Consider the following 17495-nt stretch of genomic DNA (forward strand, 5'->3'; position numbering starts at 1 on the left):
ACCATGGAGCTGGACGACTACAATTGCGGTCTCGCTCTCCAGAAATCGGATCGGATCAGCGAATTATCGAAACTCCGATGAGGAGCGGCGCGTGCAAAGTGCGGTACACCAGCGCTATTCCTCGCGGAACGCTCTATTGATCTGATCCCGCAGCGGCTTGACGAGGTAGGAGATGACCGTTCGGTCGCCGGCCTGAATAAATGCTTCGGCCGGCATTCCCGGCACGAGCGCGAGCTTGCCGAGCCGCGCAAGCTCCTGCGGCGGCACGGCAATGCGAACGACATAGTAGGATAATCCGCTCTTTTGATCTTGCGTCAGATCGGCGGCAATACGACTGACCGCCCCGTTCAGCTCCGGTGTGGTTCGCTGATTGAAGGCCGACATCCGCAAAACCGCTCGCTGGCCCAGCCGGATCTGGTCGATATCCTGCGGCTGTATCTGCGCTTCCAGCGCCAGCCTGTCGCTATCAGGCACGATCAGCATGATCGTATCGGCCGGAGAAATCACGCCACCCACCGTATGAACTGCAAGCTCGTGCACCAAGCCGCTTTGCGGCGCGACGAGATCAATGCGTTTCAACTGGTCCTCTGCCGAAACCTTGCGCTCGACGTACTCGGCCGTTTGCGCTTCAATCTCACGCAGGCTGTTGGCCACTTCGCTGCGCAGGTCCTGATCGATCTGGATGATCTGAAGCCGTGTCTCCGCGATCTTGCCGCCGGACTGGGCCTGCGCTGCCTCAAGCCGGCCGCGCTCACCGTCCAGATTGGCGCCTTCGCGCTCCAGCGCCATCATGCGCTGGATCGGCACGAGACCCTTCTCCCAGAGTTCACGCACACCCGTGAGCTCACGCTCAATCAGCGCGATGCCTCGCACCTTCGCATCTTCCTGGGAAATCAGGCCACGTATTTCCTTCTCGTACTGAAGGATACGTTCGCGTAACTGCGCTTTCTGACCGAGCCGAGCTTCACGGCGAAGCTCGAACAGCTTGCGTTCCCCCGCCAGTAGCTGCGCGACGTCGCTGTCGCCGACGCGCACCATCAACGCCGCGGGAAACGAGATCGCCGGCGCTTCATCGCGCTCTGCTTCCAGCCGCGCGCGCCGCACGGCAAATTCATCCAGCCGCTTGGTGACGATGGCGAGGTTGGAACGCGTTTGCGTCGCATCCAGCCGCATTACGACGTCACCCGCGGTGACGCGCTGGCCCTCGCGCACCAGGATTTCGCCAACCACACCGCCGGTTGGATGCTGCACCTTCTTCACATAGGAATCGACGACGAAATGTCCGGTCGCGACCACGGCGCCGGCCAGATTTGTCGCCGCCGCCCATCCGCCGATCCCTGCCACGAGAAACAGACTTGCGAGGCCACCGACGAGGAGATGACGCCGGATCGAGCGCGCGAGGACGACATGATCAGCGTTCGACATTGATGTCATCCGTATACTGGTCGGGCGAACGGCCTGTACCCGGTTCGGTGGCCGCCGTCGCGACAACGCGGAACGGAGCGGTGGCGCGGAAACCGGTCGAATAGCCGGCAGCCGTCGTCATCGTTGCCGGCGGGGGATTTGCAGCCTTCAGAGCGCGCGACAGCACCTCGTCACGTGGTCCAAAGGCCTTCATTCTTCCTGCTTCGATGACGCCCACGAGGTCCACCACGCCGAGCGCGCTGGGACGATGAGCAACGACAACGACGATACCCTTGCGCTCACGCACGGACGTCATTGCCTGGACGACGGCCTTCTCGCCTTCCGCATCGAGGTTCGCGTTGGGCTCGTCGAGCACGACGAGAAATGGATCACCATAAAGCGCGCGGGCGAGACCGATGCGCTGCCGCTGCCCTGCCGACAAGGCCGAGCCAGCCTCGCCAATCCGGGTCTCGTAGCCGCGGTCAAAGCGGAGAATGAGATCGTGTGCGCCCGCCGCACGGGCCGCAGCGATGATGGCGCCGGCATCGGCATCAGTTTCAAAACGCGAGATGTTTTCGGCGATGGTGCCGTCGAACAGTTCGACACCCTGCGGCAGATAGCCGACGTGGCGACCCAGCTCTTCCCGGTCCCATTGATCGAACCCCGCGCCATCGAGGCGCACCTTGCCGCTTGCCGGCGTCCAGACGCCGACCAGCGCGCGCGCAAGTGTAGATTTTCCACTGCCGCTCGGGCCGATGATGCCAAGCGCGCTTCCCGCCGGCAGCACAAAATTGACTCCCGTGAGGGTTGGCTTCTTCTCGCCGGGAGGCCTGATGCTGATCGCTTCGGCGCGCAACTCGCGCTGCGGCTTCGGCAGCGCCATGATCGCAGGCGTCTCAGGTATTAGCGCGAACAGTTCCTTAAGCCCGCTCCAGCTCTGCCGCGCCATCAGGAAAGGCTTCCAGCTTGCAATCGCGAGATCGACCGGCGCCAGCGCGCGGCCCATCATGATCGAACTCGCGATCATGACGCCAGCGCTCGTCTCCTGCCTGATGACCAGATAAGCGCCAACCGCCAGCATGCCCGATTGCAGGATCATACGTAGCGATCTGGACACACCGCCGAGGCCGCCGGCGATGTCGCCGGCGCGCCGGTTTGCGGCGAGATAATCCGTATTCGCCTTTTGCCAGCGTTCCACCACGCGACGGCCAAGCCCCATGGCGCAAACCACCTCGGCATTGCGCCGGCCGGCCTCCATCAGCGCATTGCGCACCATGCCGTGCTGCGTCGCAGCGCGCGTCGGCCCGCGCGACAGCACATCTGTGATAACGGTGAGCGACACCAGCACGATCGCGCCCACAAGCGCGGTGATTCCGATCCAGGAATGGAACAGGAAGCAGATGCCGAGGTAGAGCGGCATCCATGGCAGATCGAACAGGGCCGTAGGCCCCTGCCCGGACAGGAAGCCGCGAACATTGTCGAGATCGCGCAGCGGCTGCAGGCCGTCGCCCGGCATCCGAGCCTCGAGTGGCAACCGGACGATCGCCGCATGCACGCGGCCGGACAGTCTGCGATCGACGCTCTCACCGATCCGCAGCAATACGCGACCGCGGATCACATCCAGCATCGATTGAAATGCGAACAGAACCGCGGCCAACGCCGCAAGCCCGACCAGCGTGGACACGCTGCGGCTCGCCAACACGCGGTCATAGACCTGCAGCATGAACAGCGGCGACGTCAGCGCCAGGATATTGACCACGCCGCTGACCACCGCAGTTCCGGCAAGCGCTGGCGCGAACGGCGACACGACCGCCGCAGCCAAGGGCTGCGACGGCTTGCCATGCGGGATTTTGAGCACGGACCGCTCTCAGACCAGGATATTGCCGCAGAGAATCAGGTTGGCAATGTCGGTTCCGACATAGCCGTCCAACTGGAGCGTGTTCGTGCCGTCGGTGATTGTGAGAACGCCGGTATTGTCCCACCAGTTGCTGTGGTTGAGGAACAGATCGGCATAGCTCGAAATGCCCGTCACCGCCTGCAGATCGATAACGTCGTCATTTCCGGTATCGGTACCGAAATCAGCGATGACGTCGTCGGCCCAACCATCGGCAAAAGTGAAGGTATCATCGCCAAGATTGCCGGTGAGCGTATCATTGCCGGCAAAACTCAGCATGACATCGTTGCCAACGGTGCCGTTCTGGATGGTGCCCTGCTCGGCGAAATAGCCATAGAGCGCATCCAGGCCGCCGTTCTGCGACAGGTCGGTAATCGCAGCGTCGAAAGCCGGCGTCAGCGTTGCGCCGCTGAAATCGACCGACAGTCCTTCATCCTGCACCCACTGATCGGTGGACGAGACGTAAGCGAGATTGCTTCCGAGCGTCAGCGTGGAGACCGTGCCATCGACAACACCGGGCGTATAGCTGAAATCCGTTCCATTCACGATCACGGACGACTTGTCATTGTCCACGCCACCCACGATACGCGTTCCAGCATACCATTGGTCCGACACGTTCCTGACGGCGTTGAAGCCGCCGGTGCCACGATACTCGAAATTGTCGATCCAGTTGTTCAGGAAGGCCGGAAGGTTGCTGCTCGCGCTTGAGTAGTTCAGTACCAATGCCATTCTCTAACTCCTCAGATTTTCTTGATGACGATAATCGGAATTATTGCGGCTTCCGCCGCGTTCACGGATGAACGCGGCGGCGCCTTCGCAAAAGTCGGGATTTCTCTCACGCGAACTCAAAGTTCGCGGCCGTCAGCCCCGTTACGCCGGTGATCGTGATGCCGTCGGTGAAATCGGAGCTGCTGATGACGGTGTCGGCTCCGATGGTGGAAATAGAGAGGTCTCCCAATCCCGTCGCACCCCACGCCGAGACATCGAGGATATCGACAGCCAGATCGAAGCTGTTGACGGTGTCGAACGCGGAGCCGTCCTGGAATACGAAAGTATCCTGACCGCCGAAACCGAGCAGCGTATCGTCGAGACCCAGATTCCCGACCTGCATTGTGCCCTGCTCGGCAAAGTAGTCCGTCAGACCCGGGAAGGTCCCCAGACCGTCAACGGCTCCGCCGTGCGACAGGCTGTAGATCGCATAGGCGAACGTGGTCGTATCCGGCATGTAGCCGCTCACGTTGTTGATAATGAGCTCTTCATCCTGCACCCACAGATCCTGGCCTGCATCATATTCGAGGTTCCGGCCGAGCGTGAGCGAAGTGACATCGCCGTTGAACAGACCCGGCGAATAGCTGTAGTCGTCGATCCCCATGATGACCGAGGGGATGTTGTTGTCGACGCCCTCGGTATCGACACCGGCAGACCACTGATCCTGGCCGGTAGAGAAGGACCGGGAGAACCAGCCGTTGCCGTTGTAGGAGAAGTTCGTGTCATAGGCCGCCAGGTAGGATGGAAGATTGCTGCTCGCTGCGGTCAGCTCAATCAACAGTGTCATTTCTTGTTCCCTTTTGCCTGTTTCATCTGTTCGTCCCAGGACGAACCTCGCATCCAGAGCCTGCGGCCGTGGAATTCCTAGAATTTGTAATTGAGCGATACAGTTGCCGTTCGTCCGGGCGCGGCGTAGAAGTTGGCACCAACGGCAGGAGCGTAGGCAACGTCCGTGAGATTGGTGACCGAGAAACGCAGCTTCGTCATCGGATCGAAGGCATAGGATCCGTAGATGTCGTAGACCCGATAGCCGGGCATGTCGTAGCCGCTCCGCAGGGAGCCCAGCGCCGGCTCCGTCTTCGAGACGTCGGTGATGCGGCCGCCCAACGTCAGCCTTTCTTCGAACAGGCGCACGCCTGCATCAAGCGTGACCCGCAGCTTGGGCTGTTCGAAGATGATCGCGGCTCCTTGTCCGCTATTGATGGGCATGCGTCGACCGGCAGGAGACGTAAAGCTGTCGGCGAGCTCCGTATCGATGCGCGTGATTGTCCCGCCAATATAGATAAATCTGGCATCGTAGTTGGCCTCGACTTCGATCCCTTTCATGCGGGTCACGCCGTCGAGGTTCACATACGAAGTGTAAGGCAGCACGTCGCTTTGGGCGGTGCGGATTTTGCCAAAGCTGATGTAGTCGACGATTTCCCTGTAGAAGCCCACGGCCTTGAACCGAAACGTATCTCGCTCGGTCAGAATTCCGTTGCTTGAAACGTTTGCGCCCACCTCGTAGGTTTCGCCTCGTTCGGGCCTGAGAGCCGGATTTGGCGCATATTCAGTGACGCTGTTTCCATCATGCCCGCCATTGAGAAACGACTCCATGATGGTCGGCGGCCGGTAGCTCTTCGAGTATTTGACGAACGGCTGCAGCCATTCGAATGGCTTGACGGCAATGGTCACCGACGGCAGCAACGCTCCGCCGGAGTTGTCGACGTTGACGTTATGTCTCTTGTAGTATTCCGGCCCGTATATCGGCTCGGTTGTAGCGGGACTGCCAGGAGTGCCTTCAGTGCATCGGAAATTGGGAGGGAACGGCGGTGACGGCCAGCAAACCCGCGGCGTGGGAGGTACAGCAGGGATAACACGGTAACCTATGATGTCCTTCGTCGTGTCGCCGTAGACCGTCGCTGTTCCCGCCGCATGGTACCAGTCGTAACGCAAGCCGCCCGAAACGGTCAGCCAATCGGTGGGCGCATATTTCGCGTTTCCGAAACCGCTGATGATGTCGCGCTTGCCGCTCGGCGTGCCGCCCGAAAGTGTGTTTGAGTAATCCGTGCCGTCGGCTGCTACAAAGCCACGGGTGAGAACGGTCTTACCGTCGTCGTTAAAAGCCTCCATGCCGTAGTTGAGAGCCAGGGCTCCGAGAGCCGTGTCGAAGCTGCTGGTGTTCTCGACGCTGCCACCGAGTGTCGCCATGACATAGTTCGACGGCCCCGTCGACAGAATCGAGCCTTCCTCAACCCTGTTGTTCCTGAGGTTGTTGTAATAGAAGCGAGCCTTCAGATCGATCAGATCGCTGTCAGGCTTCCGGTCGAGCGCAGAGGTGAAGGTGTTATTGACGACACCTTCCGTCGCCTTATGCAGGTTGCCGGTGCTCAACGCGCCATCGTAGTTTCCGGTGTTGAACCTGGAATCGTTCCGCACCCATCCAAGCGTAACCTTGACGTCTTCCGTGACTTGCCCCTCGGCCTTCAGAATGCCGGAGCGGACCTCCTGACCGGAGAACAGCAACACATCACCGGCATAGGTCGCCGCGCTACTGATGGTGCCGTTCTTGCCGATGTCATAGGCGCCGATATTCTTGTAGCTGATGCCGCCGAGAACGGAAAACCGGTCGGACAGGCGCACCGCGGCCGCCGTCGAGCCGTCGAAATTGAACTGGTTGGTCCCGGTGGTGAGGTTGACCTGGCCACCGTACTGCTTGCCCGGCGCGATCAGGTCTTCCGCCAGCAGAGTTCGGAAGTTGACAGAACCGCCCAGTGCGCCAGCGCTGCCGACGCCCGAGGTTGTGCTTTTCTCAATATCGACGGCACGAATAAAGGCCGTGTCGACATAAGTGCGCTGCGTGGCGCCATGCGCGCTGCGCTGAAAGCTTTGCCGCGCGCCATCGATCATGGTGGCGATGCGATCCTGGTCCTGAAGGCCGCGGATATTGACGCTGATGCCCGGGTTCTGCGCTTCCGAGCGGTTGGCATAGACCCCGGCGACGTTGTCGAGCAGGTCGCGGGCGTTGCGGCTCGGACTGCTCTCGATCGCCTCGCGCGAAATCACGCTGACGGCCGCCGGTGCCTGATAGACCCAGTCCGGCGTACCCTGGTAGCCGGATCCCGAAATAGCGTTTCGTCCGCCCGATATAACCAGTGGATCGAGCTGGGTTGCGCCGGGGACATATACCTCCGCCTCCGCCGCCGGCGACGCCGTCGTCCCGATAATGGCGGTACGATCGGCCGTGACGCGAAACACGATACCCGTGTTTCGCAACATGAGCGCCAGAGCTTGCTCCGGTGTAAAGCTGCCGTTGACGGCATTGGATGTCAGCCCCCGCGACGTTGCGGCGGACAACGTCACCTGCAGGCCAGACTGGCGGCCAAAGGCATTGAGAGCAGCACCGAGTGGCTGCGCAGGAATGTTGAAGTTTCGCGGCGCTGCCGCGTCACCACCCTGGACTTGAACTATTCCAGAATCGGGCGGCGCCTGTGCGAATGCGAGCGAGGCGCTGTCCACCGCAACGATCGCCGCAAGAAGACACGCAATGCGCCTGACGTTCGCAGATCTTTCATTGATTTTGTTGAATATAGTCGACCTAGAAACGCAAGCCACAACCCATACCTCAGCCCGTTGCTACGCATTCTTCTTTCGAAATGCGCTTCCCGACTAAAGACGATCGGCTCGATTATTTTTTTCAGGATTCGCGCGCATTCGGCGCGAGAAACGACTTCGCAGTTTAGATTCGGCTTAAAGTCGTGAAACGATGCGCGCGAAGCGAGAGACCTGGTGAACCTTGCCGCCATGCGGCTGCACCAACGCACGCAACGCGCGGTCGGGGTCACGCAGGTCATACAGGCCAGTGACCGTCTGCTGCGCCAGCGTGATATCGGGAATTGCGATCCAGGCGGCATGATAGCGCTGTATCTGTTCGACGACGGCGCCGATCGTTGCATCGTTGACGAACAGCCTGCCCTCGCGCCATGCGCCAATATCCTCCGGCGCGATATCGCTCCTTGTCATCGCACCGGATTTACGATCGATGATCAGCATCTGCCCCGGGGTCAGCACGGTGGAGGACGTGCCCTTGGTCGCATTGGCGGAGACACCGACAGCGCCCCGTGCAAGCTCCACTTGCGTCGCCGATGATGAGAGACGAACATCGAAGGCCGTGCCCGTCACCTCGACCTTCACACCGCTGGCATTGACGATGAACGGCCGCCCCGGATTGCGGATCACATCAAAGAATGCCTCGCCCGCGAGCAAACGGACTTGACGACGGTTTGCCGAAAAGTCTGTCTTGATGGCGCTGTCAGCAGCGAGAAAAACGGTCGTACCATCTTCGAGCGTGACCAGCCGGCTTTGCGCAGTCGTGGTAAGATAGTCTGCCTCCAGCCGCAACAAAAGCGAAGGGACGGCAATGACAAGCAGACACGCGGCGAGACCGGTGGCCGAAATGGTCGCCACCCACCGCCATCGCCGCCCCGTGACGCGCGAATGATTTCGAGGCCGGACTCGGGGCCCCTTGCCGATATCAGTTGACAACGTCTGTGGTGATCGTGGCCGCCAGACGTGCTCGTACACTGGCTTCCCCTCGCCTAGCAGATGCCAGCTTTCCCGAACCCGGCGCCACGCAGCTCGGTGCTCGCTGGAGCGTGAAAGCCAGGCGCTGAAGTCATCCTGTACACGAGGGTCGCCCGCCGCTTCCTGAAGACGCAGCAGCCAGTCGGCCGCCTCGTCCAGCAGGGCTTCGGGCTTGCCTCCATTCCCATTCAGCGACATCCCGTGATCCTCGTCCCGAGCCCATTCCCAGAGCACGCGATCCATGTCTCGCCTGCTCTGAATAGACGAATAGGTCGAAATTCTTTTTCACGCCGGGAGAATTATGTCACGTTTGTTCGCGACCGGTCCGCTTCGCGATATCCACCAGCGCCGTATGGATCATCCGGTGCACCGTTGCGACGGAAAGACCGAGATGTGCCGCAATGTCCTGAAGCTTATGCCCTCCAAAACGGTGCATTTCGACGGCAATCCTGGTTTCCGTCGGCATTTCAGCGAGCATCGCAGCGATCTGGCGGATTTCGTCGCGCAACAAGGCGCTCTGTTCCGGTGAGGCCTCCGGTCGCGGCATCGCCCAATAGGACGTCTCGTCGAGTGGATCCCGGCTTTCGAGCTTTTTGCGCCGCAGGAGATCGAGGGAGAGATTGCGGACGATGCGGTAGAGATAGGCTGCGGGTTGTTCGAGCCCATCGGCTGCCGGCCGGGGCGGCACGAATTTGAGGAACGCTTCCTGCACGATGTCCTCGGCCGTCTCGCGCGAACCGAGAATCGGTGTCGCATAATCGATCAGAGCTGAACGATGAGCGAGAAAAATTACGCTGCGGGTATCGCTCCTCTTCACGTCAAGCGCTCCACCGGACGATTGGCGCAGGCCGATCGCGGGATTGCCAAAGGATCGCGCAAATCACACCCCCACCTGCGATGTTCGTCGCATGCACGGTCGTCACACCAGGTGCTGGTCCCTCCTCATCCCTGCCCGGACGTCAAGGCCTGGAATGCTCCACAGGCAGCTATCGCGAGGCCCCAACCCGCTTCCTCTCTAATGGTGCTTCAGGCGTTTCACAACTACGGATGTTTAGATAGGCTCCAAGCAGCAGACTGGCTCGTCGAACTGGGTGCGCGCCCATTTTGTCGTCGACGGAATCGCACCCGTCGCGCGCAGCGATGCGTCGTCACATCGAGCGCGTGGCCGATCTGAATAGTCACGCCGTCGTCTTTCAGACATTACCAGCCGGGCTAGCTGGGCAAGGCCGAGATTGCGGATATTGCATCTCATGCGTTACCTCCCGGAAATCCTGAGATCGATCTATTGAATCTACGGGCATCGTCCCGCTTCACGGGTCGTATCGGATGGGAACGGTGAGCGTGAGGGCACTGTCTGCGACATCCGGCGGAGGTGCCGGCACGGGACTGGCGCTGCGGGGCGTCGAAACAGCCTTCGCGTCCAGCACCGGATTTCCGGAGCTTCGGACGAGACGCGAACTCAATACGCCGCCCGAACGGTTGATGACGAAAGCCACCACGGCCGTGCCCAACGCCCCGTTCGGGCTTCCACCTTTATGCCGTAGGAGGTGAGCGTTGACGCTGCTCCGCCAAGTGGCGGGTGATGTCGACGGACTGAAGGCCGAACTCGACGACGGCGCGGCCGCCTGATCCGCCCGCGGATTTGATGTCGCCAACGGTGCCGTAGTGCGATCTATCTTACGGTCGTCCGGCTTCTTGCGCTCGGCCATCTTTTTTGGTGGTGGCTTCCTGGCGGCCTTCGGCTGCGGCGGTGGCGGCGTCAAGGTGGCTTCCGCGTTTGCCACTTCCGGCAGCTTCGACGTCTCAATTTCCGGCGGCGGTGTTGGCGGCAACGGGACGTCCTCAACTGGCTTCTTCACCTCCATGACGACCGGCTCGGGCTTCTCCTCCGACAGTTCAGCAGGCTCGTCGCTCTTTTCCTCCATCGGGGAGGGATGCGCTTCGGTCATCTGTTCATCGGGCGGCAGTTGATCCGGCGGCGCTTCGGGCGCGACGGCCAGCGGCGCCAACTCCATCATCACAGCGGCTGGCGGTTCACCCGCAGCCGAGGCTTCGTCCCAGTTGAGCACCAGCCATATTCCGCCTGCATGCAGACCTAAGACTGTGGCCCCTGCCAGCGTCCATCGCAGCACGGAATGCAATGCGACGCTATCGGGCCGCGCGTCGGGATCACGCCAGCCGAATCTCATGGCTGCGTCGCCGGCGCGGCCTGTTGCGCCGCAGATGATGCGGCGGGCAACTGTCCGCCGATCGCGGTGCCCTGCCCGGTATCTTCCAGCCCGACCAGCGCAACCCTGAGATAGCCCGCATTGCGCAGCAGATTCATCACGCCCATCAGATCGCGATAGGCGATCACGCCGTCCGCGCGCAGGAATATCCGCTGCTGGCGATCGTTGTTCGTTTGCTTGTCGAGTGTCGCCTGCAGCGCTCCACGTGGCACGTCATCGTTGCCGAGCGCCAGGGTGAGGTCCGGCTTGACGCTGAGAAAGACTGGCTTGTCCGGCCGGGCCTGCGGCGGCGCGCTGGAGACCGGCAGTTCGACCGCCACATCGACGGTCGACAAGGGAGCGGCCACCATGAAGATGATAAGAAGGACAAGCATGACGTCGATAAAAGGCGTGACGTTGATCTCCGAGAGTTCGGCGAGGTCGCCGTCCTGCGGGTCCCTGAGCGAGACTGCCATGATCGCTCACTCCGCCGCCGATGCGATAGTGCCCATAGTGTGAACGGCATGGATGGTCTTTGCGGGTGCAATGCCCTTCTCCTGCCGTTCCAGGTCGCGCGACATGTGCTGCAGGACTTCGCCGGAAGCGTCCGACAGCAGTGCGCGGTAGCCGGCTATGGCGCGGGCAAACACGTTATAGATGATGACCGCCGGAATAGCCGCAACGAGACCGATCGCGGTCGCGAGCAATGCTTCAGCGATTCCGGGCGCAACGACGGCGAGGTTCGTCGTCTTCGATTGCGAGATGCCGATGAAGGAATTCATGATGCCCCACACCGTGCCGAACAGGCCGACGAACGGCGCCGTTGCGCCGATCGTCGCGAGAAGTCCGGTGCCTCGCGCCATGTCTCGGCTCGCTTTTGCTTCGATGCGGGACAGCGCGATCGCGAGACGCTCTTTAACTCCCTCGGCGGACAGGTCGGTCGAGCGCTTCAACTCCTCAAGCGCAGCATTGACTAGATCGGCGACGCGACCATTCTTCGTCCATCCAGCATTGATCTCCCGTGATGCGTCTGCGAGGCTTTCGGCACTACTCAGCTTGCGCGTGGCGCTACGGGCGTTGCGTTTGGCGCCTGTGAGTTCGACGCCCTTGGCCAACCACACCGTCCAGGTCAATAGCGATGCAAAGGCAAGGCCGACCATCACCGCCTTCACGACCATGTCCGCCTGTATGAACATGCTCCACGGCGACAGATCGTGCGGAAGCGTCGTGGGGCCAACCGCCGGCGCATTCGATGAGACTGGCGCAGTGGCCGGGGAGTCGGCCATTGCCGGCGACGCCTGCAGTATCGGCGTCTCCGATACCTCAGCGTCAGCGCCGACAGATGTCGCTGATGATGGCGATGTCGCCGGCCGCTCCGCATCGGTTGCGGAAGATGCAGGAGACGACTGCAGCGGCGATGCGGGTTGCGCCTGGGTCGACGGCTCCGCCTGCTGGGCTGCTACTGGACCGGCGATACCGGCCAACACGACGAGCGCCGTCAACGTCATCCGCGCAAATCCTGCCCCAGCCATTATGGCTTCGGCCAGTTTCGTCATCACATCCGCCATCGTTTCAATCTTTCATCCTCGTTCAACCGCTTTGGCACCTCCAAGGTAAGACGTTTGAGGACGATGTTTTTCCCACCGGGAGTGTACTATTTTCGAGCAGCCGCCATCCGACCACGGCACGCTTTCGCCTATTCGACGCGCCGTGACTGCACTCATGCTTCGCACTAGACGAAATTAGAAACTCTCAAAAACGACGGGACGAGCAACCGCGCCGGCCTATTCCGTCGGCGGCGCCGTGCGCGGTACCGATAGTACAGCCTTGAACATGACGGGGACTTCCGAGCTTGAGCTCAACCCAAACGAGGGGGCGAAACCCAATCGACATGCACGCGGCCGGCGGGGACCGCGCACATGATGGCTCATGCCCGTCCGACAGCCTGCATGATACGCAGATCAGCAGACGGGACGGCTTCTATTGACGCGGCCAGCGCTGCCTGCAGAGCTGCGATATCGGTCCGCGGACTTGGCTTCCAGCCGCAGGGGCAACCACCATCGGAGCGATGCTGATCGGCGACTTCCTTGTAGACCGCTCCGAGTGCGGACGCGGCAAGGTTCATCACCGTCATGGGCGGAAGCTGACTGGTACGAAGAACATCGCAGAAAGCGGTCATGATGGACCGATGCATCTCTGCGCCCGCTGATTCGCTGTCAGGATCTGGCTGTATCACAGCTCGCCTCCTCTTCTTTGGCCACGTGGCTGGCGACCGCGGCAAATCCCAATGCGCTCAGAAAAAGGGAACTCGATCGGCCATCAACGCCGAGGACCGTTACGCCCTGATGTAACCGCCATCAAGCCATCGCGCGTCTGTAGCAATTTGAAACGTTCGAAACTTGGAAGCACGAATGCCTCGCCGCTACACATCAATCGCTTAAACAACTTCTAAATCCGATCCGGTTTGCCGGACGGACGGCGCTTTCCTCGACGGCGTCCGAGCCGCACGATCATGCGCCGGCGCCAGCGGCGAACGCGTGGAATGTCGATCGAGAGCAGCGTCAGCGCCGGCGGTATTAGAATGAATCCGGCCGGCGGGAGAACGCCCCTGATTGCGAGGGCAACACCAAGAGCGATCCGCATACCGCGGCGTTTGGGGATACGAAGACGTCTCTTGCCGATGCGCAGATAGGCGCGCGTCTCGCTACTCGGGTTCGGAGGCATCGGGCAAGGCCGCTCCTGCCAGGGCCAGGCTCGCCAGCCGCTCCGCTTCCTCGACCGTGGCCACGACGCGGAAGCGTATTCCGAACGCCGCGGCAATCACTGCGCCCTGGGCACGTTTGAGAAGACGCTTGGCCTTGTTCGGCTCGATGCCGAAGATGCCCTGGCATTTGGCTGCAAGCCGCGCCTTGTTGGCTTTGAGAAAGACCGTGCGAAGTTTCTGATCCTCATGCGCCTCGTCTTCCACCGAGTCGGGAAAGATCATGACGAAGGGGCATTCCTGGCCAATCAGCGCATCGAGCTCCTTTGCCCAGGTCGGCCCGTAACCTGGCGGCAATCCGCGACCGTGCAGCACCACGACCGGAAAGCGCGAAACGTCATGCAGTTTGAAATCCTCTGTTCTCATAGGCGGTCCCTTCTCATCGCTAGAACTTCGCGGTTGCCCCTAAGCCCACGATGCGGCCCTGCCCGACGCGCACGGACTGCGTCGTGGGTCCAAAACTTTGCCCGAACGCCTCATACCGCTCGTCGAGCAGATTGTTCGCGAAGACATAGGTGTCGAAGTTCTGCCCTTTCCAGCCGAACTTGCCGTTGACGACGCCGTACGATGGAAGGTCGAAACTGTTGGCGACATCTGCCGCGCGAGTACCGACGAACTGGTAGTTGCCGCGAACGAAGAAGTCTCCCTTGAGTCCGAGGGGCGCGGCCGAAACCTGATACTGGAAGCCGACATTGGCGGTCACGGGCGCCACGTTTGGAACGCGGCCACCGCTTTTCGCGCCGGTCGCGCTGCCGAGCGGAACGTTCACGAGTTCGGCGCGGGTGATGCCAACACCGCCGAACACCTCAAAGCCCGGCGTGACGCGGACGGTACCTGCGAGTTCGCCGCCCGAGGATTGATAGTCGAGCGTTGCGACGGTGAACGAGGCCGTCGGTACATTGAAGACGAACAGATGTCCGTTCTTGACGTCATTGAAGAACAGCGCGCCGGTCAGTTTGACGCGATGGCCGAACAATTCGGACTTGAAGCCGGTCTCATAAGTCCAACTCGTGGACGCCGCAAACGGGACTTCGGGCTTGCCGAGCGGATTGTTGATGGAGTTGGCCGGAAAACCTCCAGTAACATAGCCGCGCGCGACCGTGGCACAGGTCATGAAATCCCGTGCCCAGTCGTAGCTCAAGCCCGTGCGCCCGGTGAGGAGGTCATCCTTCAAGCCCAGATCCTGGGCATAGCTGGCGACGGTGCCGGGCGTGCCAACGCCGCGGTAACGGTAGGAGGCAGTTTTCTCCTCATGCGTCGCGCGAAGCCCCAGCGTGCCTTTGAGCGCCCCGACGAGCGGCACCGTCGCCTCGCCAAAGGCCGCGTAGCTATCGGTCGTGAAGCCGTTGTTGCGGATTCCTGTCGCCGTGGCAAAAGCCGGCGTGACCGAACGGGCATTGCCGTCGAGCCCGACTTCAGTGTGAAAAAGATTCAAGCCGGTGGTCCAGGCAATCGCGCTCTCCTTCGGTGCGGAGAGCCGAAGCTCCTGCATCCAGGTATTCTCACCGATGCCGATGTTCGCGATATCCGCACCCGGTACGCTGAAGAACGCGGGCGGCAGCCCGGTTAGCTTCGAGAACACGAGAGAGTCGGTGAGATCGGTGACTTGAAACGAAGTGGTGCGCTGGAAGTTCGAGACGGAATCGAAGACGACCGGCCCGAAGTCATGCTTGACCTTCAGATTGTAATTCTGGTTCTCGCGATCCACGTCATTGCGCGGATTGACGGCGCTCACGGGGAAATCGGCCGCGCCGCGGAGCAGCCAGCGCGGCACGGTATCGTCATCCTTGTTGTAGGAGCCGCTGAAGGTGACCGTGGTGCGATCGGTCGGCGTATAGAGAAGCGAGCCGCGGAATGCGCCGACGCCGAGCAGACGGCGGCGGTATCAGTGGATGTCGCCGAGAAGACCATGGAGGAAGCCTATCGGACGAGGCTGTACTGATGATGGTGACCGCCTCCTCACGGCCGGGCAGCGACTGCAATATCAATAGCCTGTTAGTCGCTTCCAAATAGGAAGCAGCCTCGAAGGCCGGATTCGTTTTCGAAAAGCCTGCAACGGGGCTGCGCGCGCCGACTTCTAGCCCAAGCCCAGCCACGAGGTGACTAACCGGATGGGCGCTTCAATTGCCCCGTCGAATCTGCAAGGCCGGCAAGATAGTGCGCGGCTTCGCTGATGTCGGCGACGATCTCGCGCTCGGCGCCATCGGCGTCACCTGCCATGATCGCCTTCAGCGCCGCGGTGTGATGATCCCACCCCTTTAGCAGAACGACGTATTCAGGGATCACGAAGGACAGTACGGGGCCGCAGCGAAGCCACATGTTCTCAATGGTCTCGACCATCAGCGGGATGCCCGACATCGCGTAAATCCCGAAATGGAATTTTCGGTGATGCTCGAGATAGCTCTCGAGCTTCCGCGCCTGGATCAGCGACTGCATTGTCGCCAGCCGCTCTTCAAGACGGCGCAGCGTGGCGTCGTCATGCCGTTGCAGGGCGGCTTCACGCGCCGCACGTCCTTCGAGCGCGCAGCGCACCACCGTCAGATCTGCGAGTTCCTTGCGTGACAGGTTCGGCACGATCGCCGAATTGCGCGGCCCCTGCTGCAATACGCCCTGCGCGACCAGCCGGGTGACGGCGTCGCGCACCGGCGTGATCGACGTCCCAAAACTTTCGGCCAGTGAGCGCAAGGTCAAGACGGTGCCTGGCTCAAACCGCCCGGCCAATAGCGCATCCCGCAACTGCGCATGCGCGAGATCCCACAGAGGCTCACGTTCGATTCGTTTCAATGCCGTCGTCATTCGACGCTCGCTATCTCAGCGCGCGATATGGCGCAAATTCCCTCGCAAGGACGGGCTATTGACCCATCCATGTTGTTTGTTATAACAAACAACAAAACGGGAGGAAACAACAATGCTCAGGCCGACCTCGATTATTCTGGCGTGCGCCATCGCCGCCCTGCAGCTCACCGCCAGCCAGGCCCAATCCACCTATCCGGCGCGGGACGTCACCTTCATCGTGCCCTGGAATGCCGGCGGCTCGAACGATGTCGCGATCCGGGCCCTCGATCCGATCCTGCGCGAGCACGGCATCAAGCTCGTGATCGAGAACGTGGCCGGCGCCACCGGCACGATTGGCATGCGCCGCGTGGCGACCGCAGCGCCCGATGGCTACACGATCGGCATGGGCACAAGCTCGACGCTGGCGCTAATTGCGCAGGGCAAGACGCCGCTCACCAATGCGCAATTCACCCACATCGCCCGCGTCTCGACCGATCCCTTGATGTTGCTGGTGCCGACCAAGGCCGAGCAGAAATCGCTCGACGATTTCATCAAGCTTATGAAGAACAACCCGGACAAGGTGACCATCGGCACGCCCGGCAACTACAACCTCAACCACATTTTCGCGTCGATGACCGCGCGCGCTGCAGGCGTCAACTACGTCAACGTGCCCTACACCGGCGGCTCGAAGGTGGTCGCCGACCTGCTCGGCGGGCACGTCGCTTCCGGCGTCCTCAAGCCTTCGGAAACGCTCGGGCAAATCCAGGAAGGCCTGCTCAAGCCGATCGGCATCTTCGCCAACGAACGGCTGGAGATGTTTCCGGATGTGCCGACCTTCAAGGACCGGGGCTACGACGTCTTCCCTTACGGCCCCGTCGTCCAGATGGCCTATGTTGTCGCGCCCGCCAACGTGCCCGCCGATGTCAGGACCAAGCTCATCACCGCCTTCCGCTCGGCGATCCAGGATCCCCGCTTCAAGGAATTTTCCAAGAAGAACGCGTTCCTCGTCGACGACCTCACCGGCGAAGCCCTAACCAAGGAAGTCGACAACGTCGCCACCGCGCTCGGCAGCGTGGCGGCGCAGGTCTTCCCGAAAGACAACAAAGAATAAGCGGCGGCATCG

At 61.4% G+C, this 17495-nt stretch carries 15 protein-coding genes; 1 reads left to right on the top strand and 14 read right to left on the bottom strand.

The window, feature by feature from the left end; translation table 11 throughout:
- Window positions 1-114: 114 nt before the first annotated feature.
- The 14 genes from LMTR3_RS34465 to LMTR3_RS34540 all read right to left on the bottom strand — a co-directional run bounded on the left by LMTR3_RS34465 (window position 115) and on the right by LMTR3_RS34540 (window position 16393).
- The gene (locus tag LMTR3_RS34465; RefSeq protein WP_065749412.1) at window positions 115-1425 is read right to left on the bottom strand and encodes an HlyD family type I secretion periplasmic adaptor subunit; all 1311 of its coding nucleotides are present in this window, start codon (window positions 1423-1425) and stop codon (window positions 115-117) included.
- The gene (locus LMTR3_RS34470) at window positions 1412-3262 is read right to left on the bottom strand and encodes a type I secretion system permease/ATPase (RefSeq protein ID WP_065749413.1); all 1851 of its coding nucleotides are present in this window, start codon (window positions 3260-3262) and stop codon (window positions 1412-1414) included. The genes LMTR3_RS34465 and LMTR3_RS34470 overlap by 14 nt, the downstream gene beginning before the upstream one ends.
- Before the next feature lie 9 nt (window positions 3263-3271).
- A complete protein-coding gene (locus LMTR3_RS34475) occupies window positions 3272-4027 on the bottom strand; it encodes a hypothetical protein (protein ID WP_065749414.1) in 756 nt (251 codons plus the stop codon).
- 106 nt (window positions 4028-4133) lie between these two features.
- Window positions 4134-4844 (bottom strand): hypothetical protein, encoded by a 711-nt coding sequence (locus LMTR3_RS34480; RefSeq protein WP_210184746.1) that lies wholly within the window; start codon window positions 4842-4844, stop codon window positions 4134-4136.
- Between the two features lie 86 nt (window positions 4845-4930).
- Entirely contained in the window at window positions 4931-7564 is a 2634-nt protein-coding gene (locus tag LMTR3_RS34485) for a TonB-dependent receptor (RefSeq protein ID WP_210184747.1), read from the bottom strand.
- 231 nt (window positions 7565-7795) lie between these two features.
- Window positions 7796-8872 carry a FecR family protein gene (locus tag LMTR3_RS34490; RefSeq protein WP_245320133.1) on the bottom strand — a complete coding sequence of 359 codons (1077 nt, stop codon included), beginning with the start codon at window positions 8870-8872 and terminating at the stop codon, window positions 7796-7798.
- 61 nt (window positions 8873-8933) lie between these two features.
- Entirely contained in the window at window positions 8934-9446 is a 513-nt protein-coding gene (locus LMTR3_RS34495; RefSeq protein WP_065749416.1) for a sigma-70 family RNA polymerase sigma factor, read from the bottom strand.
- Window positions 9447-9939: 493 nt separating this feature from the next.
- Window positions 9940-10818: an energy transducer TonB family protein gene (locus LMTR3_RS34500; protein ID WP_084029982.1), complete on the bottom strand. Its 879-nt coding sequence runs from the start codon at window positions 10816-10818 to the stop codon at window positions 9940-9942.
- A complete protein-coding gene (gene exbD, locus LMTR3_RS34505) occupies window positions 10815-11312 on the bottom strand; it encodes a TonB system transport protein ExbD (protein ID WP_065749417.1) in 498 nt (165 codons plus the stop codon). The genes LMTR3_RS34500 and exbD overlap by 4 nt, the downstream gene beginning before the upstream one ends.
- A gap of 6 nt (window positions 11313-11318) precedes the next feature.
- The gene (gene exbB / locus LMTR3_RS34510; protein ID WP_283809347.1) at window positions 11319-12392 is read right to left on the bottom strand and encodes a tonB-system energizer ExbB; all 1074 of its coding nucleotides are present in this window, start codon (window positions 12390-12392) and stop codon (window positions 11319-11321) included.
- A 371-nt stretch (window positions 12393-12763) separates the two neighbouring features.
- Window positions 12764-13072, bottom strand: a complete 309-nt coding sequence (locus LMTR3_RS34515; RefSeq protein WP_141686960.1) for a hypothetical protein — start codon at window positions 13070-13072, stop codon at window positions 12764-12766.
- A gap of 468 nt (window positions 13073-13540) precedes the next feature.
- Window positions 13541-13963 carry a hypothetical protein gene (locus LMTR3_RS34525; RefSeq protein ID WP_065749420.1) on the bottom strand — a complete coding sequence of 141 codons (423 nt, stop codon included), beginning with the start codon at window positions 13961-13963 and terminating at the stop codon, window positions 13541-13543.
- Window positions 13964-13982: 19 nt separating this feature from the next.
- Window positions 13983-15470, bottom strand: a complete 1488-nt coding sequence (locus tag LMTR3_RS34530) for a TonB-dependent receptor domain-containing protein (RefSeq protein ID WP_084029983.1) — start codon at window positions 15468-15470, stop codon at window positions 13983-13985.
- A gap of 230 nt (window positions 15471-15700) precedes the next feature.
- Complete coding sequence (locus LMTR3_RS34540; RefSeq protein WP_245320136.1) at window positions 15701-16393, bottom strand: GntR family transcriptional regulator; 693 nt, start codon at window positions 16391-16393, stop codon at window positions 15701-15703.
- Between the two features lie 112 nt (window positions 16394-16505).
- Here LMTR3_RS34540 and LMTR3_RS34545 point away from each other — a divergent pair, with 112 nt between their 5' ends.
- Window positions 16506-17483 carry a Bug family tripartite tricarboxylate transporter substrate binding protein gene (locus LMTR3_RS34545; RefSeq protein ID WP_065749423.1) on the top strand — a complete coding sequence of 326 codons (978 nt, stop codon included), beginning with the start codon at window positions 16506-16508 and terminating at the stop codon, window positions 17481-17483.
- The last annotated feature ends 12 nt before the right edge of the window (window positions 17484-17495 follow it).

Origin of the sequence: Bradyrhizobium sp. LMTR 3 (assembly GCF_001693485.1) — a bacterium.
In the GTDB taxonomy this organism is placed as follows: Bacteria; Pseudomonadota; Alphaproteobacteria; order Rhizobiales; family Xanthobacteraceae; genus Bradyrhizobium.

Bases quoted from the DNA above. Each gene is read 5' to 3' on its own strand.
- LMTR3_RS34465 (WP_065749412.1), bottom strand. From the start codon at position 1,425: ATGTCGAACGCTGATCATGTCGTCCTCGCGCGCTCGATCCGGCGTCAT.
- LMTR3_RS34475 (WP_065749414.1), bottom strand. From the start codon at position 4,027: ATGGCATTGGTACTGAACTACTCAAGCGCGAGCAGCAACCTTCCGGCC.
- LMTR3_RS34490 (WP_245320133.1), bottom strand. From the start codon at position 8,872: ATGGATCGCGTGCTCTGGGAATGGGCTCGGGACGAGGATCACGGGATG.
- LMTR3_RS34500 (WP_084029982.1), bottom strand. From the start codon at position 10,818: ATGAGATTCGGCTGGCGTGATCCCGACGCGCGGCCCGATAGCGTCGCA.
- exbD (WP_065749417.1), bottom strand. From the start codon at position 11,312: ATGGCAGTCTCGCTCAGGGACCCGCAGGACGGCGACCTCGCCGAACTC.
- exbB (WP_283809347.1), bottom strand. From the start codon at position 12,392: ATGACGAAACTGGCCGAAGCCATAATGGCTGGGGCAGGATTTGCGCGG.
- LMTR3_RS34525 (WP_065749420.1), bottom strand. From the start codon at position 13,963: ATGAGAACAGAGGATTTCAAACTGCATGACGTTTCGCGCTTTCCGGTC.
- LMTR3_RS34540 (WP_245320136.1), bottom strand. From the start codon at position 16,393: ATGACGACGGCATTGAAACGAATCGAACGTGAGCCTCTGTGGGATCTC.
- LMTR3_RS34545 (WP_065749423.1), top strand. From the start codon at position 16,506: ATGCTCAGGCCGACCTCGATTATTCTGGCGTGCGCCATCGCCGCCCTG.